Below are 23,434 nucleotides of genomic sequence, written 5' to 3'. Positions count from 1 at the left end.
ATGCCAGACATCGCCTTGTCCACCTTCACCGTCACGCCCGTCAGCCCTGCCATCGGCGCACGGGTGGGGGGGCTTGACCTCTCCCGCCCGCTGTCCGATAGCGAAGCGGCGGCACTGGAGCGCGCGCTGGTTGCCCATCAGGTGCTGTTCTTCGAAAACCAGCCGCTGACGCCGAAGGCGCAGCGTGATTTCGCCGCCCGCTTCGGCCAGTTGCACGTCCATCCGATCTACCCGAAGGTGCCCGAACAGCCGGAGATCATGGTGCTGGACACCGGGCCGCACAACCCGAGCGACAACGACGTCTGGCACACCGATGTCACCTGCATCGAAACGCCGCCGGCCATCGTCGCCCTGTCCGGCAAGCTGATCCCGCCGATTGGCGGCGACACGGTGTGGGCCAGCAACATCGCGGCCTACAACGGCCTGTCCGAACCGATCCGCCGCCTGCTGGAGCCGCTGAAGGCCCTGCACGACTTCACCCGCTCCTTCCCGGAATGGCGGCATAACGGCGATCCTGAGACCCATGCCCGCTGGAAGACGGCGCGCGACAAGCATCCGGCGGTGGTCCATCCGGTCATCCGCACCCATCCGGTCAGCGGCGCCAAGGCCCTGTTCGTGAATGAGAACTTCACATCCCGCATCGTCGGGCTGAGCGACCGGGAAAGTGCTGCGATCCTGGAGTTCCTGTACGACCACATCAGCCGCCCGGAATTCACCGTGCGCTGGCGCTGGAAGGAGGACGATCTGGTGCTGTGGGACAACCGGTCGACCCAGCATTACGCGGTGAACGACTACTCGCCGCACCGGCGCATCATGCACCGTGCCACCGTGCTGGGCGACCGGCCCTATTGAGGAAGAACGGAGGCGCGGGTTCAGTCCGCGCCCGGTTCACGCACGACGTAGGTGTAGAAGCGGATCGATCCGTCGGGCTCCGTCTCGCGGTAAAGCCCCTGGATTTCGTTGTCGAAGCCGGGGAAGCGGTTGGCACCCTCCTGGAAAACCTGAAGATACTCGATCATCGGCCGCGCATGGTCGTCCAGCCTTTCGCCGGGGACGATGGTGGCGATGCCCGGCGGGTAGACGACCCACAGGGTGGTGGCGATCCGCCCGGCGATGCGGTCGATGGGAAGATAGTCCACGTCGTTACGCACCAGATGCCGCACCGCCTCGCGTGGCGGCATCACCATGGTCGGCAGATGGTCGGGGCGGAACATGCGGCGTTGCAAATCGTTGGTGCCGCGCTCGCGGTAATAGGCGTGCATCTCCGCGCACAGGTCGCGCAGCCGGCGGCCGGTGTAGCGGCCGGGGCGGCGGGCGACGAATTCCGGAATCACGTCCTCCAGCAGCGCGTTGTCATCGTGCAGCCGCTTGAACGCCACCAGCGCGCTCAGCAGCGTGCCGGCCTTGCTCGATTCCACGCCGGGCGTCAGCAGGAAGAGGATCGAGTTCAGGTCGTTCTTTTCCGGTACGATGCGGTTCTCGCGCAGATACTGCGCCACCACCGGCGCCGGGATGCCGTGGTCCTCATAGGCCCCGGTGTGGCGGTCGAAGCCGGGGGTGAGCAGCGTCAGCTTGTTGGGGTCGGTCATCGCATAGCCGGCCGCTACATGGCGGAAGCCGTGCCAGTCCGCACCTGGCGCGAATTCCCAATGCCGTACGTCGGAGGCGAGCGCGTCGGTCGGCACATCCTCCCACGCCGTCGTTGTGCCGCCGACCTCGACCCGGTCGGGCACGAAGGGGTCGAAGAACCAGCGGCGCGCCGGATCGCTTTCGCGCTCCTCGAACTCGCGGCGGATGGCTCGCAGCTTCTTGCGCAGCTCGATGCCCAGCCGGATCGTGTCGTCCCACAGCACCTCGCCCGACCGGCCCTTCATCATCTGCGCCCCGACGTCGAGCGAGGCGAACAGCGGGTAGAAGGGTGAGGTCGAGGCGTGCAGCAGGAAGGTCTCGTTGAAGCGGCGATGCTCCACCCGGCGGCGCTGGCCCTTGATGTGGCTGTCCTTCACATGGATCTGCGAGGCCTGGGAGAAGCTGGCGAGCTGCTTGTGGGTCGACTGGGTGGCGATGATGCCGGGATGGCCGTCATGCAGGCCGTCCAGCCCCATGGCGAAACGGCCCCTGAACAGCGGGTGGAACTTCAGGAAGCCGGCCCACGCCTCATCGAAGAGGATATAGTCGCAGAGATGGCCGATCTTCGCCAGGATGGTCTCGGCGCTGTAGATGGTGCCGTCGTAGCTGCATTGCTGGATCACCGCTGCGCGGAAGGGCCGCTCGCGCTTCCAGGCGTTCGGGTCCTTGACAAGCGGGTTCCTGCGGATCTTTTCGCGGATGCGCTCCTCGTCCAGCGCCTCGTGGTCGATCGGGCCGATGAGGCCATAGGGGTTGCGGTCGGTCTCCAGGAAGATCGGGATGCCGCCGCCGAGGAACAGCCCGCCGTGGTGGGCCGCCTTGTGGTTGTTGCGGTCGAACAGGACGAGGTCGTCCTCCGCCACCAGCGCCGACAGCACGATCTTGTTGGAAGCCGAGGTGCCGTTCAGCACGAAGTAGGTGCGCTCGGCGCCGAAGATCTTCGCCGCCTCCTTCTGCGCCTTCAGCGCCGGCCCCTCATGGACCAGCAGGTCGCCCATCTCCAGCACCGAATTGTCGATGTCGTCGCGGAACACCGCCTCGCCCAGATGCTCGACGAAGATGCGGCCGATCGGGCTGCGGCTGTAGAAGATGCCGCCATTGTGGCCGGGACAGGTCCAAAGCTGGTTGCCTTCCTCGGCATAATCGACCAGTTCACCGAAGAAGGGCGTCTTCAGCGTCTCGGCATACTGCTTCAGGCGGGAGACGAGGTTCTTGGCAATGAATTCCGGAGTTTCTTCCGCCAGGAAGACATAGCCGTCGACCTGGTTCAGCACGTCGACCGGAATGTTTTCCAGCCGCTGGCGGCGGACCAGCAGGATGATCGGCATCTCCAGCCCGCGCTTACGCGCCAGCGCGATCAGCGAGGCCGGCTTGCCCTCCAGTCCGCGCTTGCCCCAATCGACGATCATGCAGCCGATGGCGGCGTCGGTGCGGATCGCCAGCTCGGCATCCTCCACCCGGCGCGTCCGCACCACCTCGAAGCCGATCCGTTCGACCTCCGCGACGATCTGCTGCACGCGCACGCCTTCCAGCTCGTCGGCGTCGAAAGCCGGGGCGCAGACGAGGAAGGAGAAGCGTCGAAAGAAATCCATGGGGGAACTCCGGGGGATGGAAGCTGTCAGTCGCCGGCCAGGACGGTGCCGCCGCGATGGTCATCGGGAAGTGCGCCATCGGCGGGGCCGAGCGCGCGCTGGAGAAAGACGCTGTCGGTCCAGCGGCCGAACTTGAAGCCGACGGACCGCAGCACGCCAGCCTGATTGAAGCCGCAGGCCTCATGCAGGCGCAGCGACGGGGTATTGGCGCTGTCGACGACGGCGACCATCTGCCGGCAGCCGGCGGCGGTGCAGGCATCGACCAGCGCCGACAGAAGTCCACGGCCGATCCCGCGGCCCTGGAAATCCCTATGGACGTAGATCGAGTGTTCGACCGTGTAGCGGTAGGCCGGCCGCTTGCGGAACGGTGCCGCATAGGCGTAGCCGGCGATGGCGCCGTCCAGGTCCGCCACCAGATGGGGAAGCCGGCGCTTCAGCATCGCCTTGCGCCGGCGTTTCAGTTCTTCCGGATGCAGCGGCTCGATGTCGAAGGGGCCGAGGCCGTGCTGGATGTGATAGCCGTAGATCTCCAGCATCGCCGGCACGTCCGCCTCGGTGGATTGACGGATGACGGGGGGCTGCGAGTCGACCAGGGTTCGGCCGACAGGGTCGGAGATGTGGCGGGTAAAGTCGTATGCGTCCATGTCGTGGGCGCCGGCGGCGGTCTCGGTCCTCACGGTCTGCCCCTATTCGACTGGTGACGCCCGCGCGTTGATGCCGCAAACGCGCGACAAGGTGATGACGGTTTGAAGACGGTCTTGTTGCAGTTGCCCCAAGCGCCCAAGGACAAGGTTGCGCCGCACATTCGCCGGCGTATCCTGGCCGCCGTCCGGCACCCCGCCGGAGAACAGGCAACGGAAGGTTCGCCGGGTATGGCAGGTCCAATCAAGCTCGATACCGGGACCGACCTGATCTGCGGCTATTTCCTCACCCCCGACGCGCCGCCGGTACCGGTGTCCTTCGAGGAGATCGACGCGGCGGAGCAGCGCAGCGGCGGCGTGCTGTGGCTGCATTTCAACCTCGCCTCCGCCCGGGCGCGGGACTGGCTGGACCGCGAGAGCGGGCTCGACGAGTTCGCGCGTGAGGTCCTGCTGGACGCCAACGACGACCGGACGCGGCTGGAGCCGTTCGACGACGGCTTCCTCGCCGTGCTCAGCGATATGCATTACGACTTCAACTTCGAGCCGTCGGACATCGGCACCCTGCGCCTGTTCATGGACGAACGCCGCATCGTCAGCTGCCGGCGGCATCCGCTGAAGGCGATCGACCGCCTGCGCAAGTCTCTGCACGACCAGGGCCGCTACGGCAGCACCGCCGCACTGATGGCCGAGCTGATCGACATGCTGGCCGACACGCTGGGCGAGGTGGTGACGCGCGCCGAAGCCGATCTGGACAAGGTGGAGGACACCGTGCTGGCCGAACGCTACCAGCTCGCCCGGCAGCGGCTCGGCCAGCTGCGTCAGCTGATCGTCCGGCTGCGTCGTCACGTCTCGCCGCAGCGCGCGGCCTTGGCCCGGCTCGCCGGCAGCGGGGTGCCCTGGATCGATGACGACGACCGTGCCCGCCTGGGTCATTCGGTCGAGAAGTTCGCCGGTGTGCTCTACGACATCGAAGCGTTGCAGGACCGGGCCAAGGTCTTGCAGGACGAGCTTCTGGCCCGCGTGGCCGACCAGCAGAACCACAGCCTGCATGTGCTGGCGGTGGTGACCGTCATCTTCGCACCAATGACGCTGATCTCCGGCATCTTTGGCATGAATGTGGCGGGGGTGCCGGGTGTCGGCAGCGTCGAGGATCACGTCTCGCCGCATGCCTTCTGGTGGGTGATGCTGTCGATCCTGCTGTCCGGCCTCGCCATGCTGTTCTTCCTGCGCCCGCGCAAGTGAGAGGGTGAGAACCGCCGGATCGTGGTGACGGTTTGCCGTTCCGTGCCGCCGGACTGGATACTGGACTGAAAGATGGACCGGCGGGTGCGGGCCATGGCAGGCTTTGCCCAGTGGACGGCGGAGGCACCGGGCTGGCAATGGGCATGGATCTCGCTCAGATCATCCGCAGTCACCAGCAGGGCGACCTGCCGCAGGCGGAGGAGGGATACCGCGCCTATCTTGCTGCCGCCCCTGCGACCGACCCCGGGCATCTCCAGGCGCTCCAGATGCTGAGCCTGCTGCTGATGCAGACCCGGCGCCCAGGCGAGGCCGCCAGCCATTTCCGCCGGGTGGTGGAGGCACAGCCCGACAATCCGGACCAGTGGGCCAATTATGCCAGCCTGCTGCGCAGTGCCGGTCGGCTGGATGAGGCCGAACGGGCCTGCCGGCGGGCGCTGACGCTGGCGCCGGCCCATGGGGCGGGAGCCTACAATCTGGCGAATCTTTTGGCCGCGCCGCCGCCGGCCGGCGCCGGGTCGCCGCTTGAAGCGGCCGTCTGGTATCAGCGCATCCTGGCGGTAGTACCAGACCACAAGCAGGCGCGGAACAACCTGGAGGTCCTGCGTCGGAAGGAAGTCGGCCGGCTGGAGGCCGCCGCCCGCCGTGTGGTGGCGCTCGACCCGCAGTCGGTGCGCGGGCACGACGCCCTCGCCCGGCTGCTTCAGTACCGCAGCGGGCTGCTGGACTGGACGCCGGGGAAGGCGATGACGCTCGACCTTGATCTGGCGGTGAAGGCCTTCGATCATCTGCACCGGGTCCAGACGGTCCATCCGGACGAGCCGGGCAGCCTGCGCCTGTGGCTGGCGCTGGCGCTCGACCTGTTCCAGTTGGGGGCGTTCGACGACCGGCGGCTTTCCTGGGCGGCGCGGGCGGCTTGGCGGCGCCTGCGCAGCGATCCCAAGGATGCCCTGGCGGCATCGCTGGTGGGCTATCTGGTCTATCGCCGCGGGCGCCTGGCCCTCGCGTCGAAGCTGCAGATGAGATTCGCCGCCCGCTTCACCGATGCGGAACTGGACGGCGCCGGCGAACTCGGGTCCTGGTCGATGCTGCGGGCCGACGATGCGTTCTTCGAAAGCCTGCCGTCACTGGACAGCGTCATCGCCCGGTTGCCGGAAATGACCATCCTGGCGGATCTGCCGGAGGGGAACGGCCCCGTCATTATGGTGAGTGGCGACGAGCATTATGTCCGCCGTTTCGCGCCGGACCTTCTCCGCTCCATCGGCCAATCAAGTCCGGGGGCATCGGTCGTGCTGAACGTGGTGTCGCCGACGCCGTCGCTGCTGGGGATGCTGGGGGAATGGCGGCGGCTTTATCCGCTGTCGATCGGCCTGTCCACCGAGCAGCCTGACCTGACCGCCTGTTCCCACGCCCAGCGCGTCACCTACTACGCCTGCGCGCGCTTCATCCGCGTCCAGCAATGGCACCGGCATCTCGGACGGCCGCTGATCCTGGTCGATCTGGACGCCACCACCCGCAGCGACCTGCGGATGCTCGCCGCCGACATGGCCGGCTTCGACCTTGGCGTTCTGCACGACCGGCGCCGGCGCGGGCCCTTTCGCGAGATCACCGTCTGCTTCGTCTATTACAACGACACGCCGCTCGCCGGCCGCTATCTGGAGAGTTTGGCGGCCTATATCGGCCATTTCCTGCTGGACGGTCGCGCGCAATGGATGCTCGACCAGACCGCCCATCTGGCTGTGCTGGACTGGTTCGGCCGTCATGAACCGGACCTGCGCATCCACCGCTACGACTTCCAGAGCTTTCCCCACTGTGCCTTCATCGGCGAGAAATAGTGTCAGCGGTTCACGCGGCGACCCAGCGCACAGCGGGCGGCGGCGAGGTCCCAGGCCGCACAGCCGACGCTCTTGAACAGGCGGGGCCGGTCCGTCATGTCGGTGCCGTCAAGTGCGTCGGCCAGCGACCGCGCGGTCGCCCAGTCGAAGCCGGCCTGGATCAGGTCGCCGGCCTCATGCCGCGCACCGGCCGGATCGTCGATGAAGACGTCGCTGCCATGGATGGAGGTTGCGCCATATTCCGCCATCTCCGGCTTGAAGGCGCCGACGCCGATCAGCAGACGGTCCGGCTGCGGTGCTTCGTCATAGACGGGCACGAGGCTGGTGGTCAGCGTGATCACCACATCCACCGCCGGATCGACTGCCCCGGACGTCGGGCGCAGGTCGATGCCGGCAACGTTGGACGTGCTACAGAAGGACTGTGCGGCCCCGTCGGACCGGCCATGCATGTCGACCCGGATGCCGGGATGGAGCGACGCCAGCGCCTCGACATGATAGGCGGCCTGTTTGCCGGTGCCGATCAGGGCAACCCGCTGCGGCGGGCGGCGGGCGAGCGTCCGGATCGCCAGCATCGACACCGCCGCGGTGCGGCGGCCGGTGACGGTCGGCCCGTCCAGGATCACCAGCGGCGCGCCGGTGGCGCCGTCATAGGCGGTGACCACACCATGGATGGTCGGCAGCCCCAGCACCCCGTTGGCCGGACAGACATTGACCAGCTTGTGGATGCCGATATCCGTGGCCGTAGCCGGCATGGACAGCAGAACACCGTTCTGCGCCAGCGGCAGGACCTGCCGTTCCGGGCTGTGGATGCGCCCGGCTGCGTAATCACGGGCGGCATTGGCGACGGCGTCGCACAGTGGTGCGAAGGGCAGCAGTTCGGCCGTTTCCGCGGGCGACAGCATGGACAGGGCGGTTGTGGTCAAGGCGGTGCTCTCCTTGCGGCGGATGGCATCATGAGGGCTTCACGCTAAAAGTTCGCCGCAGCATACGCTACGAAATCGAAAGCCGGAGTGGCAGCGGAAAAGTTGCAGGCCCGCGCAGGAGTTCCGTGACGCCGTCGTAACAAGGAACAGACGCGGCCCCGGATGCCCCCGGATGCCGCTGACCAGTTCATTTGACGGGACGGCGATGACCATGGACGGGAACGCGACACGGCGTACCGACGGATTGCTGCGTCTTGCGGTCCAGCATCACAATGCCGGACAGACCGAGCGGGCGGAGCGGTTCTATCGCGAGATCCTGCGGATCGACCCGACGCATGGCGATGCCGCCCACCTGTTGGGCCATATCGCCTTCCAAAGCGGGCGGCGGACCGACGCCACCCGGCTGTTCGACACGGCGGCGCGTTCCAATGCGCTGGTCGGCTCCTATCATCTGGCGCTGGGGCAGGCCTTGATGGAGGAGGGACGGGTAACCGCGGCGCTTGCCAGCGCCCGCCGCGCTCTTGCGATCAATCCCGACGATGCCGACGTGCTGTGCCTGCTGGGTTCCATCGCCGGACGGCAGACGCGGCCGGTGGTGGCGCTGCGCTGTTACCGCGCCGCGGCGCGTCTGGTGCCAGGGGCTGCCGAACCGCGGCTCGGCATGGGGCACGCGTTGGAGGATCTGCGGCAGGCCGCTGCGGCGATCGGCTGCTACCGTCTGGCGGCAAGGCTGCGGCCACGGGATGCTGCGACCCGCATCGCGCTGGCGAATGCACTGCGCCGCTGGGGTGCGGCGGCCGAGGCTGCCGCCGTTTATCGCGAAGCCATCGGGCTGGGTGCCGATAACGGATCGGTCTGGGCCAACCTCGGCGCCACGCTCCAGGGGCTGGGCCGGCCGGCCGAGGCGGAAACCGCCTATGTCGAGGCCTTGCACCGCCAGCCCGGCCATGCCGAAACCCGCAACAATCTGGGGCTGCTGCTGCATGCACTTGGCCGTCATGCGGAGGCGCGCGAGCGGTTCCGAACCGCGCTGGCGCTCGATCCCTGCCATGTGCCGGCGCTCGTCAATCTCGGGTTGGCGGAATCCGCGCTCGGGGACTATGGCCGTGCGGAGCGGTGGCAGCGCCGAGCCATCGCCCGCGACCCTGGTCAGGCGGAAGCCTGGAACAATCTCGGCAATGCCTGCAAGGCTCAGGCGCGGCGGGTGGAGGCGGAAGCCTGCTGGAAGCGCGCGCTGGCGTTGCATCCCGCCTTCGCCGATGCACTGGGCAATCTCGGTGGCGACCTGTCCGACCGTGAGGCGTTCGCGCCGGCGGTGGTCCAGGTGCGCCGCGCCATCCGGCTGATGCCCGGTCATGCGCCGTTGCACGCCGTGCTGGCCTATGCGCTGAACGGCGCCCAGAACCCCGTGGAGGCCGATGTCGCCTGCCGCAAGGCGCTGGCGCTGGCACCGGCGCTGGCCGACCCGCTCTGCACCCTGGGACTGGCGGAACAGCGCCAGGGCCGCACCAATGCCGGCCGCTGGTTCGAGCGTGCCGTCACCGCCGCCCCCAGCCATGCGCTGGCCCGCTTCAACCGTGGCCTGCTGTCGCTGGAACGCGGTGCGCTGAGCGCCGGCTGGGCCGACTACGCCTTCCGTTTCAAGGCCGGTCGGGTCCGTCCGGAGCGGCGTTTCACCATTCCCGAATGGAAAGGGGAGCCGCTGAACGGCAAGCGCCTTTTCGTCTGGCGCGAGCAGGGGGTGGGGGACGAGTTCCTGTTCGCCTCCTGCTATCCCGACCTGATCAAGATGGCCGGGCAGGTAGTGATCGAATGCGAGCGCCGGCTGGTGCCGCTGTTCGCCCGCTCCTTCCCCAAGGCGACCGTGCGTGCCGAGCAGCCGTCCTGCGGGCTGATGGACGCCGAGACGGTCGATTGCGACTTTCACATTCCGGCCGGGTCGGTGCCGCGTCTGTTGCGGGAACGGCTGTCGGCCTTTCCGACGCGCTCCTGCTGGCTGTTTGCCGATGGCAGCCGCATCGCCGACTGGCGCGAACGGCTGGACAGTGCGGGCGACGACCTGCGCGTCGGCATCAGCTGGCGCAGCCAGTTGATGACCGCCGACCGCCGCAGCGCCTATCTGCCGCTGGACGCTTGGGGACCGGTCTTCGCCGTACGCGGCGTCACTTTCGTGAACCTGCAATATGACGAGTGCCAGCGCGAAATCCTGGCGGCGGAACGGCAGTTCGGACAGCCCATCTATGGCTGGACCGGGCTGGATCTGCGCGACGATTTCGAGGAAACCGCGGCGCTGGTCTCCGCCCTCGACCTCGTCATCGCTCCGGCGAATTCGGTGGCGGAACTGGCCGGCGCGCTGGGCGTGCCGGTCTGGCGCTTCGGCCACCGTGACTGGACGCAGCTCGGCACCGCCGGCCGGCCCTGGTACCCGTCGATGCGCCTGTTTCAGCCGCTCGCCGGCCAGGGCCTGGAGCAGGCGCTGGAGCGTATCGCCGTGGAACTGCGGCGGGTGGCGGGACGCTGACGCGGTGGGAAACCGCTACATCAGCCGCCGTTACATCAGCCGGGGCGGTTGATCGCCATCCTCGTCGAAGCTGCGATCGGACGGCGGCAGGCGGAAGGCCGCGGCAAAGATGCGCTCGGCGAGGTCGGGCGGTGGGCGGTCTTCCGGCTGGCAGAGCGCCAGTTCCATCGTCACCATCTCGTCCAGCATCGCCTGCGCCTTGACCGAGCGCAGAAGGAGGCGCCGCGCATCCCTGGCCGCATCGGTTGGCCAGAGGGCGAGGTCGCCTCCGTAGCGATCGAGCCGATCGCGAAACTCCTCATCCGTCATCGAAGGAATCCCTGGCCGCCTGTGCGCTGGCGCGCAGCAGAAGCCGGAGCTGCTGGCGCGCGCGTTTCAACAGCGACTCTACAGCACCTATGCTGATTTGCATAACGCCGGCGATGTCGGCATTGCTTAAATTCTCGTAATAAAACAGCGTCACGGCGGCGCGCTGCTGCGGCGTCAGCTTGTTCTGGGCGTCGAGCAGACGGGCGGCGACCTGCCGGCGGTGGATGGTGCTGACCGCGTCGGGCGCACTGTCCGACGGCTCCGCCACCGCTTCCAGATCCTGGCCGACCGGCCGGCGCTTGTGGTCGATGCAGCGGTTCACCACCACGCGGTAGAGCCATGTCGTGAAGCGTGCGCCGCCGTCGTCGCTCCATTGGGTGCGGCGCTGCCAGACCTGAAGGAAGGCGTCCTGAACGACATCCTCGGCCTCCGCCTCGTTGCCAGTCAGGCGGCGGGCCAGCGCATAGGTGCGTTTCAGGTGACGATGCACCAGCCGCCGGTAGGCCGTCTGGCTGCCGGAGCGGATTTGCGCCATCAGCGCTTCGTCGCTGTCCTCGTCCGCAGGGGTGATGACGCCGGAGGCACGACCCCGGCTCAGGTCCCCGGACATGGAGAGCCCGACACCGGAATCCTCCCGCGGAAGGTCAAGCCGAGAGTCCGCCCGAGAGTCCGCCATGTGCATGATCCATCGTTCTCCCGACGACGGATGCATGCGGCCCTTTGGCCGTGGCACCGACGACAGTGGATGGCCCGCCGCGTTCTGCGGCGATGGCCTGCCAGCTCTTCAGCATGAAGGAGGTCTGGCGGATGAGCGAATCACAGGCCGCCACCGGATCCTTCCGGCTGGCGGCGGCACCGGCCTGCGCGATCAGCCGGTGGTAGAACCGGCGTAGCGTCAGCGCGACATCTTCATTTTTGTCGAAAACCAGAATGGAATCAAGGCCTGCGAACACCATGATCGCATTTCGGACGGCGTTGTGGTGCGCTTCGAACCGGTGTTCGGCGGCGGCATCGCGGGCCGCATACAGATGGGTCATCGCCCGCTCGTACAGCCGCACCACCGCCACCAGCGGCGGCACCGCGCTGTTGGCGACGGCGTAGGCGTTCAGGGCTTTCGAATAGGCGGAATTGCGCATGGCGCCGTATCCTCATCATTGGATGGACCGTGACCGAGGTCAGCTGTCACTGCTGCTGCTGTCGCTGTAGGTCAGCTGCTTCAGCAGCAGGGCCGCCTGCTCCGCCGCCGCCTCCAGCTTGGCGTAATAGGCGGTCAGGGTGGTGCGGTAGGTCTCTGCCTTGGTTTTGATGTCGTTGGACTTGCTTTCCAGATCGGTATCCCGGGTTTCCAGGTCGTCGATCGCGGTGGCGAGGTCGCTGTCGTAGGTGGCGGACGCATCGTCGATGACGCCGAACAGCTTGTCGGCCAGCCCCTGCGAGAAATCGATGTCGACGCTGCCGCTGTTGCCGGAATAGACCAGCACGATGCCTTCATAGGCCGTGCCGCTGGCACCGATGATGCGGTTGCCGCTGACGGTGAACAGGCTGCTGTCACCATTGACGGAGGCCGAGGTCAGGGTCCCGTCATCGCCGCGCACGATGTCCAGGCTGAAGGACAGCGCCGAGGCGCTGCTGGTGTAGCGCAGCAGCGACATCTGGCTGGACGACGAGGTCATGTTGAGGCCAAGCAGCTGCTTGACCGAGTCGATGTCGGTGCTGAGAATGCTGTTCAGCGTGTCCTCGTCCAGTTCCAGTTCGTTGGAACTGTTGAAGGTGATGCCCAGCGAGGCCATCGACAGCACGGTGCCGTCGTCGGTGGTGATCGAGGTGTTGAGCGCGCTGTTCACCGACCGCACGATCTGCCGCAGCAGGCTGTCGGAAAACAGCGTCGCATCGCTGGAGGCGGTTCCGTCGCTGGTCGTCGACTGCTGCGTCACCACGAAGTCGCGGTATTCGTTGTAGGCATCGACGAAGCTGGAGATCGCCGATTTGATCGCGGACAGGTCGGTCGACACCTCCATCGAGATCGCCGTGTCCGGGCTGGCGCTGTAGAGGTTCAGCGTCACGCCTTCGATGGCGTCGTCGATGGTGTTGGAACTGCGGGTGATTGTGACGCCGTCCACCTCGACGATCGCGTCCTGCACCGCGACCATCTCGTTCTTGATGGCGCCGTCGCTGTCGGTGAGCCCGAGCGAGGAGAGGACGCCGTCGCCGCCGTCGGTCAGCGAAATGGCCTCGCCGGTGTTGTTGGAGGTCAGGATCAGCTGATAGCTGCTGTCGCTGACCTGCACGATGCTGGCGGTGACGCCGCTGGTCGATTTGTTGGCGTTGATCGCGTCGCGCAGGTCGGTCAGGCTGTCGTCGCTCTCCATCGAGATGGTGACGGCGCTGCCGTCGGCAGCCTGGAGCGTGAAGCTGCCGGAATAGCCCAGCGCGTCGGTCTTGCTGCTGGCGCTGTCGGCCGCGATCTTGTGTTTCGTCGCGAGCTGCTGAACCACGACGGAATAGGTGCCGACCTCCGTATCGTCGTCAACCGTGGCGCTGAACACGTCGTCGTCACCAACATAGGCGGTCCGCTGGCCGAACAGGTTGGACGACGCGCCGGTCGAGGTGCTGCGGTTGCGCAGACCGTCGAGGGCGTCGTTGACCGCCTGCAGCTTGTCCTGAAGGTCGGTGTAGGCGGTGATCTTCGCTTCGTTCGCAGTGATCTTGGTGTCGATGCGGTCGGCCTTGCTGAGCCTTGCGTTGACCTTCGCCTCGATCAGCGCGGAATAGTCGATACCGGTTCCCGAACTGCTGGAGGACAGTGCCGAATAGCCGGTGCTCGCGGCCGTGCTGGTGGAGGTGGAGCTGACGGTGGTCATGGCAAGGCTCTCCCGGTTCCGGCCGCGGGCGGGGCGGCGGATGGCGCGGCGGCGGGTTTTGTGGCAATGGTGGAAAGCGGAAGCGGCCGCCGGGGGACGCGCCCCACGAGTGTGTGAGGCTGTGTGGAACGCGCCCTTGCCGGCGGCCTTGCGAACCGTCAGCGGAGAAGGGAGAGAAGATTCTCCGGCATCGAGTTCGCTTGGGACAGCACGGCGATCGCGGCCTGGGTCAGGACCTTCTCAGACGACAGCTTCGATTGCTCCTCGGCCACGTCGACGTCCATGATGGCGGACTGAGCGGCTTCGGTGTTCTCGATGGTGGTGTCGATCATGTCGCTGCGGAATTCGAAGCGCGAGATCAGCGCGCCGACGTCGGCGCGGGCGTCCGACAGGGTGGTCACCGCGGTGTCGAGCGCGGTCAGCGCGGCGGCGGCGGTGGCCGAGGTGCCGACGTCCAGCGTGTTGATGCCCAGCCCGGTCGTGGTGACGCCGGCGATGGTCACGGTGATGTTGTCGTTCGACGTGGTGCCGACGCGGAAGGACACGCCGGTGGACCAGTTGGTAGAACCGTCGAGCAGCGATTCATCGTTGAAACGGGTGCCCGAGGCGATGCCGTCGATTTCGTCCTGCAACTGCTGGAACTCGGCATCCAGATAGGAGCGCTCGTTGTCGGTGACCGAGCCCGACAGTGACTGCGTGGCGAGCGACCGCATGCGCTGAACGATGTCGGAAATGCTGGACATGCCGCCGTCGGCGGTTTGCAGGATCGACGACCCATGCGAGGCGTTGGTGGCCGCCTGGTTCAGCACCGTGACGTCGGACTTCAGCGAGGTGCCGACGGCGAGACCGGCGGCATCGTCCGACGCCTTGGTGATGCGCGAACCGCTGGCGATCTTCGAGACCGAGTCCGACTGGTTGGTCGTGTTGATGTTCAGGTAACGAAGGGCCGAATTGGAAGCCGTGTTGGTCGAGATGACGGGCATGATGTGGTCTCCTGATCGAACCGGGCCGTTTCGGCGACCCTCACTGGGACTCACGGGGGACGGGGCGAAAGCTGGCGCACTTTTTCGATCGGGTTAGCGCTTTTTCGTTTGCCCCCTGCCGCTACAGGTATTTGGACAGGTTGTTCTCTTCGAGGATCTTCATCAGGCTCATGGTCGCCTCAAGCGAGGCCTGGAGCTGCGACAGCTTGGTCGTGGATTCCGCCAGATCGACGCTGCGGATGTCGTCCACCTGGGTTTGCAGCACCAGCTGCTCGTCGACATGGCGGTCGATGGTGTTCTCCAGCGAGGAGCTCGCCGCACCCAGCTTGGCCTGCACGATCGACAGCCCGTCGGTGGCGTCGGAGGCGAGCTGCGTCGCTTCGGCCAGCAGGTTGTCGTCGACCGGGTCGGTCGACATGTTGGCGATCAGGCTGAAGGCGCGCAGGGCCTTTTCGAAGGCCGGCTGATCGGCGGTGACGCCGTAGGACAGCACGAAATCGTCGGCCGACTGGAAATGGGCGACGGTGGAATCGCCCTGGTAATAGCTGGTGTCGGCGCTCGACGGATAGGTCGCGGCGGTGTAGCCGTCGAGGTCTACTGCCGGCTGGTCGGTTCGCCCACCGGCGAAGAGATAGCGGCCGTCCTGCTGCGTGTTCAGCAGCCCGCCGAATTCTTCCATCAGCTGGGAAGCCTCCGCCACCACGCCTTCGACGCCGGCTGCATTGTCGCCCTGCAAACCGGTGATCAGCGCGCTGAGGCGGGAGGTCAGGTCCGACATGCTGCCGGTGGCGTCGTACATCGACTGGATGCGGCCGTTCACGACCTCGCCCTCGTCGATATACTGTTCCAGCCGGCGGTAATGGCTCTCGAGGTTGACCAGCCGACCGCTGTCCGAGGCGATGCCCTTGTAGTCGGTGGAGTTCAGCCCCGACGCCGAACGGACCTGTTCCGCGGCCACCTTGGCCTCGGCCTTCATCATGTACTGGACGAGCGTGTTCTGATGGTTGTAGGTCGCGACCCGTTCCATCGCGGTCTCCTCTACTGGACCATGTCGAGCGCCGTGCTGAACATCTCCTGCAACGTCTTCATGACCGCGGCTGCGGCCTCGTAGGCGGATTGCAGGGTGGAGATCGCGGCGGTCTCCTCGTCGACATTCACGCCGCTCTGCGACGAGAAGGTCGATTCGAGGCTGCTGGTGTAGGTGTTCTGGCTGTCGTAGGCGGTGGATGCCTTGTCGGCGAGCGTGGCCGCCCCCTGGATTACCGCACCGGCATAGCCGGAGAAGGTCGTGCTGCGGGCGCTCAAGGACCCGGCGGCATCGAAGTCGTAGCTGGCGGAAAAGGCTGCCGACAGCGCCTTCGCCACCGACCCTTCGCCGCTGGTCAGCACCGTGTCGCCGGCGGTCAGACCGCTGGTGGAGGACAGGGCGCCGGTGGCGAGCAGGCTGCTGTCGTCGCTGATGCGGGTCGCCACCTTGATGTCGGACGCACCGGTGCCGGTCAGCAGGTCGTTCATGCCGTAGGTGTCGGAGAAGGCGCCCGTGGTTCCGTCATTGGCGTCTCCGCCCAGCGCGATGCCGTTGCTGGCGCTGTTGGCGGAGATCACCAGCTTGCCGTCCGAGGAGATCGAGGCCGTGGCGTTGCTCATCGTATTGATGGCGTCGACCACGTCCTGAAGGGTCGATTTGGTCGACAGGTCGATGTCGAGAACCTCCGCCGCCGTGCCGGAACTGTCGGTGACGGCGACGCGCAGCGTACCGCTGGTCACCTTCAGCGCATCGGTTGCCGAGACGGCCTCGGTGCCGGTCAGGCTTTGCGGGGCGGGGTAGGAGGTGCCCTGGTTCTGGATCGTGTTCAGCGTATCCATCAGGGTGGTCGCCAGCTCGTCCAGGCCGGCCTGCTGCGCCGGCAGATCGGTGTCGCGCAATTGCACCAGCGCGCCCAGCGTTCCGCCGAGCGACGAGCCGGTGACGTCGACCCCGTTCAGCATGATTCCGTTGAAGCCGCTGCTGCCGCTGGCGCTGTAGACCGTGCTGGCGCTGACCGAGGCGGCCGGGGTGTAGGACAGCTCATGAACCTTGGTGTCGAGCAGCGCCTTGCCCGATGCGGTGGAGATGCGCATCAGGCCGCTGTCGTCGACCTGATAGGTGACGTCGATATTCTTCGCGAGGCTCTTCAGCGCGGTGTTGCGCTGGTCTTCCAAGTCGGTGACGTTCTGGCCCAGCGCCTTGCCCTTCACGATCTGGTCGTTCAGGGAATCGATGCTGTTCAGCGATTCATTGATGCTGTCGACCGTGGTGGCGATCTCGTCATCGGCCTGGGCACGCAGCGACTGGATGGAGGAGGAGGTGCTGCGCAGCGTCTCCGCCAGATCCGACAGATCCTGCACGGTGGCGGCCTTGGCGCTCTCGCTTTCGGGGGAGGTCGCAAGCGTGCCCAGCGTGTCGGCCAGCGCGTCGATCATCGACCCGATGTCGGTGCCGCCGCTGTCGTCGCTGCTGACGCTGCCGAAGGCCGACTGCATCTGGTCGAGATAGCTGTTGCGGGTGTCGGTGTAGCCGAGGTCCGACTGGGCCGAGACGAGCGTCTTCAGCAGATAGCGGTCGACGTTGCTGCTGACGGCGGTGACGTCGACGCTGGCGACATTGACGCCGGTGCTGCGGGTGACGTTGGACGCGGTCTTGCGGGTGTAGCCGTCGGTGTCGGCGTTGGCGACGTTGGAGGAGGCGACGGCGATCCCGACCTCGGACGTGCGCAGCGCCGACGAGGCGATCGAACTGGCGACGCGAAGCGACATGGCGGTTTCCTTCCTCTGCTGCCGGCCGTCAGGCTGTCAGACCGTCAAACCGACGGCATGGCCGGTGGTGCGCATCGCCACCCGCGCGCCATAGCGGGCGCCGGGGCCATGGGCCACTCCATAGACGCCGGCCGGGGCGGTGGAGGCGGCGCGCAGGGCGGCGCCGATGGCGTTCTGGCGGGCACGGTGAACCCTGATCTGCGCCTCCATCTCCCGCATGCGGGCGGCCAGCGTCGGCAGCACCTGGTCGGCGGCGGCCTTGGCGGCGCCGCGCACGGCGGGGGCGACGCGCTTGCTGCGCGTCTGCGCCAGCGCATCGGCAAGCCGGTCCCTCCAGGTCCGCAGCAGCGTCTGCATGTCGCCCGCCGCCAGCAGCGCATCGCGCGGCCGCCCTTCGCGCACTGCCGCCTCGGCGCGGGCGGCGGCTCGGTCCAGTTCGGCGACGAAGGCCTCCAGCACGTCCACTGCATCGACGCGGAGGAAGATGGTGGCGGAGGCCGGCTGTGCCGTCTGGGCGGCGGGCTCCGCCTTGGTCAGAACGGGCTTCGGCGGGGCCGGCTTGAGCAGGGTCTGCTTGAGCGCCATGGAGTTGGCTCCGGGGGTTGGATATCTGGTTCCACGGCGGTTCGCGGGAAAGCTGGCGGGATTTTTGCGGCGCCGCCGGCTTTGTTCGCCGCCGTCCGTCCACCCGACAAATCACCGCCGCGTCGCCATTGCACGCCCATAGGCGCTGACCGCGACGTTGGCGGCTCGCCCGCGGTGGATCCTCGCCCCCAGCGCGCGCTTCTCCACGCCCAGCCCGTCGATCAGCGAGATCAGCTCGTCGACCATCGCCAGCCGTTCCGTCTGGGTGGTGCTCCTCGCCAGCAGGGCCCGCGCCTGCACCATCAGCCGCCGGTGTTCCAGCAGCAGGGCTTCGGCGCGCGCGAACCCTTCGTTCGGCGCGGCGGTCATGGCGTCACCGCTTCATCGAGATCAGGGTGTCCAGCATGTCCTGCGCCGTCGTCATCACCTTGGATGCGGCGGAATAGGCCTGCTGGGCGACGATCATGCGGCTGAACTCGTCGGTCAGCTCGACGGTCGAGCTTTCCAGCGAGCTGGCTTCGATCTCGCCGGCCTTGCCGTCGCCGGCGGTGCGCAGCTGGTAGCTGCCGGACTCGTAGGTCTGGGTGAAGGTGGTGCCGCTTTCGCTCTCCAGCCCGTCGGCATTGGCGAAGGTCGCGATCGGGATCTGGTAGATCGCCCGCGTCTCGCCGTTGTCGAACTTGGCGCGCACGACACCGCTGCTGTCGATGGTGGTGCCGGTCAGGGTGCCGGGTTCATAGCCGTTGCCGGTCGCCGTCCAGTCGCCGATCGCGGCGGTGCTCTCGCCGGATGCATATTGCGTCAGCCCGGTGGTGCTGTCGGCACTGCCGAGATTCAGCGAGATCGTGCTGTCGGAGGCGCCGGTGGTCCAGCCGGCGACGGAGATGCTGATGGCGGACGGGTCGACGCTGGTGGTGGTGCCGCTGCTGTCGGTCTGGGTGGCGCTGGCCAACGATCCGTCGCTGTTGAAGGTGATGGAGATCGGAAAACCGGAGATCGTGCCGGTGGTCGTCGTGCTGTCGGCCGAACTCGTCGGGTTCGATGCGTTGAGCGACCAGGTGTTGTCGGCGGTCTTGCTCCAGGTCATTGTCACCGAATGGCTGTTGCCCAACGCGTCGAACAGTTCGATGTCGGTGGTGAAGCTGTCGCCCGTCGCGGCGTCTGAGGGCAGGTTCGCCTCGATGTCCTCGGTCGATGTCGCCTTCGGCGTGCCCTTGATGCTGGTCAGATTGATCGCCTCCAGGCTGTCGGTGGAGGTCTTGTTGCTGGCCGTGATGGTCCCATCGCTGCCCACCGCCCAGCCATAGAGGTAATAGCCCTCGGAATTGGTCAGGTAGCCGTTGGAATCGGCGGAGAAGGAACCGTTGCGGGTGTAGTAGGTGCTGCCGTCCGCCGTCTTGTTCGACACGACGAAGAAGCCTTCACCGTTCACTGCCATGTTGGTGGTGGTCGCCGACGACTGGATTTCGCCTTGGCGGCTGACGTTGCGGGTGTTCGACGCGATGACGCCGCCGACCTGCTCGTCCACTGTGGTGGTCTTGTTGATGTAGGAGGTGAAGTCGGTCTGCGTGCCCTTGAAGCCGGTGGTGCTGGAATTCGCGATGTTGCTGGATATGCTGGCGAGCGCCTTGCTCTGGGCGGTCAGCCCGGACGTGGCGCTGTACATTGCGCTGGTGAGGCTCATGGCGGCACCTGTCTTTCAAAATGTCCGGGGAGGGGTCAGGAAACAGTCAGCACCTTGTCGGCCGACAGGCTGACGCCGCCGACATTCAGCACCGACGTACCGGACGAGCTGTCGACCGAAGTCACGGTGCCCTTGAAGCGGGTGGTGGTGTCGATGGCCTTGCCGCTGGAGTCGAGCGCGGTCACCGACAGGGTGTAGGTGCCGCTGCTGTAGCTCTTGCCGTTGGTGCCGACGCCGTCCCAGGTCACTTCGTGCGTACCGGCGGCGGTGGAGGAGCTGACGTCGCTGTAGACGGTGTTCCCGCTGGAATCCGTGATGGTCAGCTTGACCGAGGACGCAGCGGAATCTAGGTCGTATTCCCAGGTCGCCTCGCCGTCCTGCAAAGGGGTGGTGGAGCCTTCGGCCTCGACCGTCTTGCCATAGTAGCTCACGGCGCCGCTGGTGGTGCCGAGCGACGAACTGACCGTACTGGACAGTTCCGTCACCGAGCTGTTCAGCGTGTCGAGCTTGTCGTTGGTCGACATCTGCTGTTCCAGCGCCGACATCTGGACGAGCTGGGTGGTGAAGCTGGTGGTATCCACCGGATCGGTCGGATCCTGGTTCTCCAGCTGCTTCGTCAGCAAGGTCAGGAAGGTTTGGTAAGTGTCGCTCGTGGACGTGGTTGACGATGTGCTCGACGAGGATGTGGATTTCGTCGAGGTCGTTGACGCCGTTGAGCTGACAGAATCGACCAGCATCGCCTTCTCCACCCAATCGCGGCCCGTTCGCGAAATCCGGGCGGGATTTCGCGGCGGTTCGGGCCGATGGCTTTTCGGGAGGAGCGGCGGGCTGGCGCCGCCCCGTTCGTTCTGTGGTTACTCACGGAACGGCCGGCGAAAGCTGGCGCAGATTTTTCGGAAAAATTCGGGTGGACATAAAAAGCCCCGGCGGGACTGGGTCCGGCCGGGGCGAATAGGCAGTTGAGACGACGACGACTGCGGAAAGAAAGCGGTTACGGCACGACGATCAAGACATGGTGGTCATGAGGCGTGGCGCAGGTCGGCGGAACCGGGGGAGGTCGGCCGCCTCTGCGCCAAGCTTGCGGGGAAGACCACAACCGACGGGCGGCGGTCGGACACCAGAAGGGCGTCCGCAGGCTCCCGCCCGTTCAGCAGCCACTGGTAGGCGGCGGCGATGGCGACCCGGTCGCGTCCGTCCGCGGACAGAACGCGCAGGCCGGCCGCCGTTTCCCCGTTCACACCGTCGCGGCGAACCGCTTCGCACAGCGCATGGCCGAGCCGGAGGTCCGACACCAGAACCGCACTGAAGCCGGCCTTGGCGACGACCGAGGCCAGGGCTCCCAGATGGGACGGCGGCAGGGGGGAATTGCCGACCTCCCGCAGATCCAGGAACAGGCTGCGGCCACTGCCGGCACCGGTCAGCGCGTTGCGCAACGTCCCGAGCCAGGCGGAAGGAGGAGCGTCACGAAGGCCGCTGCAGGCGACGGCGTGGAGACCCCAGTCGGTGACTGCGACGGTGATGTCCTTCATGCTCTTCCCCTTTCATGAAGCCCGGGTTCCTCGGTCAGGTCGACTCCGTCGGTCCTGTCGGCTGGGGGGCCGGTCGGGTGCGGTGGAGCGTCCCTGTGGGAAGAGTATATGGTAGATTCCTAACAATCAGTAACGGAAACAAGTTTCCGCTTTGTAATTCGCATTCCGGATTCAGCATCCGATCGGCCGGCCCTCCGCCGCGCATTTCAGAAGCAAAGCGGAGGGGCGCCATTGCGGGCCGCCGATGTCGCGGTCGTAACGTTGAACGGTCTCGGCGATTCTGCCCAGCCCCTCCTGGTTGGCCCAGAACAGCAGGCCGCCGCGCCAGGACGGGAAGCCGTAACCGTGCAGCCAGATGGCGTCGATGTCCACCGGCCGGGCCGCGATGCCCTCCTCCAGGATCTTGGCCGCCTCGTTCACCATAACATAGAGGCAGCGCTCGCGGACCTCCTCGTCGCTGACCGGACGCGGGGTGATGCCACGGCGCCGACGGTCCTCCTCAATCACTGCGGCCACCTCCGGATCAGGGATTGGAGTGCGGCTGCCGGGTTCGTAGCGGTAGACGCCGGCTGACGTCTTCTGGCCGTAGCGGCCGCGCTCCGCCAGGGTGTCGAGCCAGCTGGGAGCCTGCGCCTCCGGATCGCCCGCCTTGCGCCGCTCCTCGCGGATGCGCCAGCCGACATCGATGCCGGCAAGGTCAGTCATCGAGAAATGGCCGAGCGGGAAGCCGAATTCGGTCAGCACGCGGTCGACCTGTTCGGGGCTGGCGCCCTCCTCGACCAGGGCCATCGACTCCCGGCCGCGCTGGTGCAGGATGCGGTTGCCGACGAAGCCGTAGCAGACGCCGACCGCCACCCCGACCTTGCCGATCCGGCGCGCCAGTGCCATCACCGTCGCCAGCACGGTGTCTGAGGTCTTGGCGCCGCGCACCACCTCCAGCAGGCGCATGACATTGGCCGGGCTGAAGAAATGCATGCCCAGCACATCCTGCGGCCGGCCGGTCGCCGCGGCGATGGCGTCGACATCCAGCGTCGAGGTATTGGTGGCGAGGATTGCCCCCGGCTTGCAGGTCTCGCCCAGCCTCCGGAAGATGGTCTGCTTGACCTCCATGCTCTCGAACGCCGCCTCCACCACCAGATCGGCATCGCCAAGCTCGGTATAGGACAGGGTGGGGTGGATCAGCGCCATCCGCTCATCCACCTGGGCCGCGGTCAGCCGGCCCTTGCGGGCGGTGGCTTCGTAGTTGCGGCGGATGGCGGCGGTGCCGCGCTCCAGCCCCTCCTGCGCGCTGTCGACCAGCACCACCGGAATGCCGGCATTGGCGAAGCACATGGCGATGCCGCCGCCCATGGTGCCGGCACCGATCACCCCGACCTTGCGGATGTCGCGCGTCGGTGTGCCGGCCGGCAGGCCGGGGACCTTCGCGACCTCACGCTCCGCGAAGAAAGCATGGATCAGGCCGGCGCGCTGGGGCGAGTCCATGCAGGCCAGGAACAGTTCCCGCTCGCGCGCCGTCCCTTCGGCGAAGGGCAGGGTGACGGCGGCCTCGACCGCGTCGACGATGCGGTGGGGAGAGAACAGGTGCGGCTGACGTTTGGCAAGATCGGCTCGCTTCGCCGTGAACAGGCCGGGATCGGTGCAGGCGATCCGGCCGGTGCGGGTGCTGACCGGCTGCGGGCTGCTTCCGTTTGCCAGCAGCCGTTCGGCGGCGCGCAGACCGGCCTCCAGAGCGGAGCCGCCATCCTCCACCGCATCGACGAGGCCGAGCGCCAGCGCCTCCTCCGCACCGACCGGATCGCCGGACAGGATCATGTCCAGCGCCTCGGTGGCGCCGATTAGACGCGGCAGCCGTTGCGTGCCGCCGGCACCGGGCAGCAGGCCCAGCTTCACCTCCGGCAGGCCGAGCTTGGCCGTTTTCACCGCGACGCGGACATGGCAGGCCAGCGCCACCTCCAGCCCGCCGCCCAGCGCCGTGCCGTGGATGGAGGCGATCACCGGCTTGGTCGCGGAGTCGAGGTGCGCCACCACCTCCGGCAGGGTCGGCGGGGCGGAGGGCTTGCCGAACTCCCGGATATCAGCGCCGGCCATGAAGGTGCGGCCGGCGCAGACGATCAGCAGCGCGTCCGCCCCGTCGTCGGCCAACCCGGCATCCAGCGCCGCGACCAGCCCGCTGCGCACGCCATGGCCGACGGCATTCACCGGCGGGTAATCGACGGTGATGACGCCGACTTGGCCCCGGCGCGCATACTGGACAGGATTGAACGGAACCGCTTCAGTCTGGGCCGGTGATGGCATCGGCACTCTCCG

The 23,434-nt window shown here is 67.0% G+C and carries 21 protein-coding genes; 5 read left to right on the top strand and 16 right to left on the bottom strand.

All coding sequences use genetic code 11. The annotated features are described in order from the left end of the window. Nucleotides 1–852 (top strand): taurine dioxygenase, encoded by an 852-nt coding sequence (gene tauD, locus J2848_RS24700; RefSeq protein WP_149233001.1) that lies wholly within the window; start codon nt 1–3, stop codon nt 850–852. Nucleotides 853–872: 20 nt separating this feature from the next. Here the strand turns inward: tauD and J2848_RS24695 are convergent, their stop codons facing one another. Together J2848_RS24695 and J2848_RS24690 are read right to left on the bottom strand one after the other, a co-directional pair. Continuing rightward, entirely contained in the window at nt 873–3,221 is a 2,349-nt protein-coding gene (locus J2848_RS24695; RefSeq protein ID WP_149233000.1) for an Orn/Lys/Arg family decarboxylase, read from the bottom strand. A gap of 26 nt (nt 3,222–3,247) precedes the next feature. Continuing rightward, the gene (locus J2848_RS24690) at nt 3,248–3,814 is read right to left on the bottom strand and encodes a GNAT family N-acetyltransferase (protein ID WP_281288609.1); all 567 of its coding nucleotides are present in this window, start codon (nt 3,812–3,814) and stop codon (nt 3,248–3,250) included. 279 nt (nt 3,815–4,093) lie between these two features. Here J2848_RS24690 and J2848_RS24685 point away from each other — a divergent pair, with 279 nt between their 5' ends. Together J2848_RS24685 and J2848_RS24680 are read left to right on the top strand one after the other, a co-directional pair. Further along, a complete protein-coding gene (locus J2848_RS24685) occupies nt 4,094–5,104 on the top strand; it encodes a CorA family divalent cation transporter (RefSeq protein ID WP_149232999.1) in 1,011 nt (336 codons plus the stop codon). Between the two features lie 143 nt (nt 5,105–5,247). Then, nucleotides 5,248–6,936, top strand: coding sequence for a tetratricopeptide repeat protein (locus tag J2848_RS24680; protein ID WP_246194023.1), 1,689 nt, complete (start codon nt 5,248–5,250; stop codon nt 6,934–6,936). A 2-nt stretch (nt 6,937–6,938) separates the two neighbouring features. On the opposite strand, the gene lhpI is transcribed toward J2848_RS24680, so the two are convergent. Beyond that, nucleotides 6,939–7,859 (bottom strand): bifunctional Delta(1)-pyrroline-2-carboxylate/Delta(1)-piperideine-2-carboxylate reductase, encoded by a 921-nt coding sequence (lhpI, locus tag J2848_RS24675; RefSeq protein ID WP_246194022.1) that lies wholly within the window; start codon nt 7,857–7,859, stop codon nt 6,939–6,941. A 172-nt stretch (nt 7,860–8,031) separates the two neighbouring features. Between lhpI and J2848_RS24670 the strand changes: the two genes are divergently transcribed. After that, the gene (locus J2848_RS24670) at nt 8,032–10,380 is read left to right on the top strand and encodes a tetratricopeptide repeat protein (protein ID WP_246194021.1); all 2,349 of its coding nucleotides are present in this window, start codon (nt 8,032–8,034) and stop codon (nt 10,378–10,380) included. A 30-nt stretch (nt 10,381–10,410) separates the two neighbouring features. Here the strand turns inward: J2848_RS24670 and J2848_RS24665 are convergent, their stop codons facing one another. From J2848_RS24665 to J2848_RS24615, 11 genes are all read right to left on the bottom strand, one after another. Then, on the bottom strand, nt 10,411–10,689 hold the full coding sequence (locus tag J2848_RS24665) for a hypothetical protein (protein WP_149232997.1): 279 nt from the start codon (nt 10,687–10,689) through the stop codon (nt 10,411–10,413). Beyond that, nucleotides 10,679–11,299, bottom strand: coding sequence for an RNA polymerase sigma factor (locus J2848_RS24660; protein WP_246194020.1), 621 nt, complete (start codon nt 11,297–11,299; stop codon nt 10,679–10,681). Before J2848_RS24660 ends, J2848_RS24665 begins: the two co-directional genes overlap by 11 nt. A 34-nt stretch (nt 11,300–11,333) precedes the next feature. Then, on the bottom strand, nt 11,334–11,825 hold the full coding sequence (locus J2848_RS24655) for a flagellar export chaperone FliS (RefSeq protein WP_149232995.1): 492 nt from the start codon (nt 11,823–11,825) through the stop codon (nt 11,334–11,336). A gap of 39 nt (nt 11,826–11,864) precedes the next feature. Continuing rightward, a complete protein-coding gene (fliD, locus tag J2848_RS24650; protein WP_149232994.1) occupies nt 11,865–13,550 on the bottom strand; it encodes a flagellar filament capping protein FliD in 1,686 nt (561 codons plus the stop codon). Nucleotides 13,551–13,708: 158 nt separating this feature from the next. Then, the gene (locus J2848_RS24645; protein WP_149232993.1) at nt 13,709–14,533 is read right to left on the bottom strand and encodes a flagellin; all 825 of its coding nucleotides are present in this window, start codon (nt 14,531–14,533) and stop codon (nt 13,709–13,711) included. Between the two features lie 121 nt (nt 14,534–14,654). Beyond that, entirely contained in the window at nt 14,655–15,560 is a 906-nt protein-coding gene (locus tag J2848_RS24640) for a flagellin (protein WP_149232992.1), read from the bottom strand. A gap of 11 nt (nt 15,561–15,571) precedes the next feature. After that, the gene (gene flgK, locus J2848_RS24635) at nt 15,572–17,329 is read right to left on the bottom strand and encodes a flagellar hook-associated protein FlgK (RefSeq protein ID WP_149232991.1); all 1,758 of its coding nucleotides are present in this window, start codon (nt 17,327–17,329) and stop codon (nt 15,572–15,574) included. A gap of 36 nt (nt 17,330–17,365) precedes the next feature. Next, on the bottom strand, nt 17,366–17,914 hold the full coding sequence (locus tag J2848_RS24630; RefSeq protein WP_149232990.1) for a hypothetical protein: 549 nt from the start codon (nt 17,912–17,914) through the stop codon (nt 17,366–17,368). Nucleotides 17,915–18,025: 111 nt separating this feature from the next. Continuing rightward, a complete protein-coding gene (locus J2848_RS24625; protein ID WP_149232989.1) occupies nt 18,026–18,283 on the bottom strand; it encodes a hypothetical protein in 258 nt (85 codons plus the stop codon). 4 nt (nt 18,284–18,287) lie between these two features. After that, on the bottom strand, nt 18,288–19,598 hold the full coding sequence (gene flgE, locus J2848_RS24620) for a flagellar hook protein FlgE (RefSeq protein WP_149232988.1): 1,311 nt from the start codon (nt 19,596–19,598) through the stop codon (nt 18,288–18,290). A 35-nt stretch (nt 19,599–19,633) separates the two neighbouring features. Next, on the bottom strand, nt 19,634–20,335 hold the full coding sequence (locus tag J2848_RS24615) for a flagellar hook assembly protein FlgD (RefSeq protein ID WP_246194019.1): 702 nt from the start codon (nt 20,333–20,335) through the stop codon (nt 19,634–19,636). Between J2848_RS24615 and J2848_RS24610 the strand changes: the two genes are divergently transcribed. Further along, complete coding sequence (locus tag J2848_RS24610; RefSeq protein WP_211103236.1) at nt 20,241–20,561, top strand: hypothetical protein; 321 nt, start codon at nt 20,241–20,243, stop codon at nt 20,559–20,561. The genes J2848_RS24615 and J2848_RS24610 overlap by 95 nt on opposite strands. 56 nt (nt 20,562–20,617) lie before the next feature. On the opposite strand, the gene J2848_RS24605 is transcribed toward J2848_RS24610, so the two are convergent. Both J2848_RS24605 and J2848_RS24600 read right to left on the bottom strand, forming a co-directional pair. Further along, on the bottom strand, nt 20,618–21,127 hold the full coding sequence (locus J2848_RS24605) for a hypothetical protein (protein WP_149232986.1): 510 nt from the start codon (nt 21,125–21,127) through the stop codon (nt 20,618–20,620). A gap of 171 nt (nt 21,128–21,298) precedes the next feature. Continuing rightward, on the bottom strand, nt 21,299–23,422 hold the full coding sequence (locus tag J2848_RS24600) for a 3-hydroxyacyl-CoA dehydrogenase NAD-binding domain-containing protein (RefSeq protein WP_149232985.1): 2,124 nt from the start codon (nt 23,420–23,422) through the stop codon (nt 21,299–21,301). Nucleotides 23,423–23,434: the final 12 nt, after the last annotated feature.

The organism is Azospirillum lipoferum, assembly GCF_024170005.1.
GTDB lineage: Bacteria > Pseudomonadota > Alphaproteobacteria > Azospirillales > Azospirillaceae > Azospirillum > Azospirillum lipoferum.
This window is presented reverse-complemented; position numbering and strand designations above follow the sequence as displayed.

What these genes read in the sequence shown, in the direction of transcription:
- J2848_RS24670 (WP_246194021.1), top strand. Translation starts at nt 8,032, where the DNA reads ATGCCGCTGACCAGTTCATTTGACGGGACGGCGATGACCATGGACGGG.
- J2848_RS24615 (WP_246194019.1), bottom strand. Translation starts at nt 20,335, where the DNA reads ATGCTGGTCGATTCTGTCAGCTCAACGGCGTCAACGACCTCGACGAAA.
- fliD (WP_149232994.1), bottom strand. Translation starts at nt 13,550, where the DNA reads ATGACCACCGTCAGCTCCACCTCCACCAGCACGGCCGCGAGCACCGGC.
- tauD (WP_149233001.1), top strand. Translation starts at nt 1, where the DNA reads ATGCCAGACATCGCCTTGTCCACCTTCACCGTCACGCCCGTCAGCCCT.
- J2848_RS24645 (WP_149232993.1), bottom strand. Translation starts at nt 14,533, where the DNA reads ATGCCCGTCATCTCGACCAACACGGCTTCCAATTCGGCCCTTCGTTAC.
- flgE (WP_149232988.1), bottom strand. Translation starts at nt 19,598, where the DNA reads ATGAGCCTCACCAGCGCAATGTACAGCGCCACGTCCGGGCTGACCGCC.
- J2848_RS24625 (WP_149232989.1), bottom strand. Translation starts at nt 18,283, where the DNA reads ATGACCGCCGCGCCGAACGAAGGGTTCGCGCGCGCCGAAGCCCTGCTG.
- J2848_RS24660 (WP_246194020.1), bottom strand. Translation starts at nt 11,299, where the DNA reads ATGTCCGGGGACCTGAGCCGGGGTCGTGCCTCCGGCGTCATCACCCCT.
- J2848_RS24630 (WP_149232990.1), bottom strand. Translation starts at nt 17,914, where the DNA reads ATGGCGCTCAAGCAGACCCTGCTCAAGCCGGCCCCGCCGAAGCCCGTT.
- J2848_RS24600 (WP_149232985.1), bottom strand. Translation starts at nt 23,422, where the DNA reads ATGCCATCACCGGCCCAGACTGAAGCGGTTCCGTTCAATCCTGTCCAG.
- J2848_RS24680 (WP_246194023.1), top strand. Translation starts at nt 5,248, where the DNA reads ATGGATCTCGCTCAGATCATCCGCAGTCACCAGCAGGGCGACCTGCCG.
- flgK (WP_149232991.1), bottom strand. Translation starts at nt 17,329, where the DNA reads ATGTCGCTTCGCGTCGCCAGTTCGATCGCCTCGTCGGCGCTGCGCACG.
- J2848_RS24655 (WP_149232995.1), bottom strand. Translation starts at nt 11,825, where the DNA reads ATGCGCAATTCCGCCTATTCGAAAGCCCTGAACGCCTACGCCGTCGCC.
- J2848_RS24640 (WP_149232992.1), bottom strand. Translation starts at nt 15,560, where the DNA reads ATGGAACGGGTCGCGACCTACAACCATCAGAACACGCTCGTCCAGTAC.
- J2848_RS24605 (WP_149232986.1), bottom strand. Translation starts at nt 21,127, where the DNA reads ATGAAGGACATCACCGTCGCAGTCACCGACTGGGGTCTCCACGCCGTC.
- J2848_RS24695 (WP_149233000.1), bottom strand. Translation starts at nt 3,221, where the DNA reads ATGGATTTCTTTCGACGCTTCTCCTTCCTCGTCTGCGCCCCGGCTTTC.
- J2848_RS24685 (WP_149232999.1), top strand. Translation starts at nt 4,094, where the DNA reads ATGGCAGGTCCAATCAAGCTCGATACCGGGACCGACCTGATCTGCGGC.
- J2848_RS24665 (WP_149232997.1), bottom strand. Translation starts at nt 10,689, where the DNA reads ATGACGGATGAGGAGTTTCGCGATCGGCTCGATCGCTACGGAGGCGAC.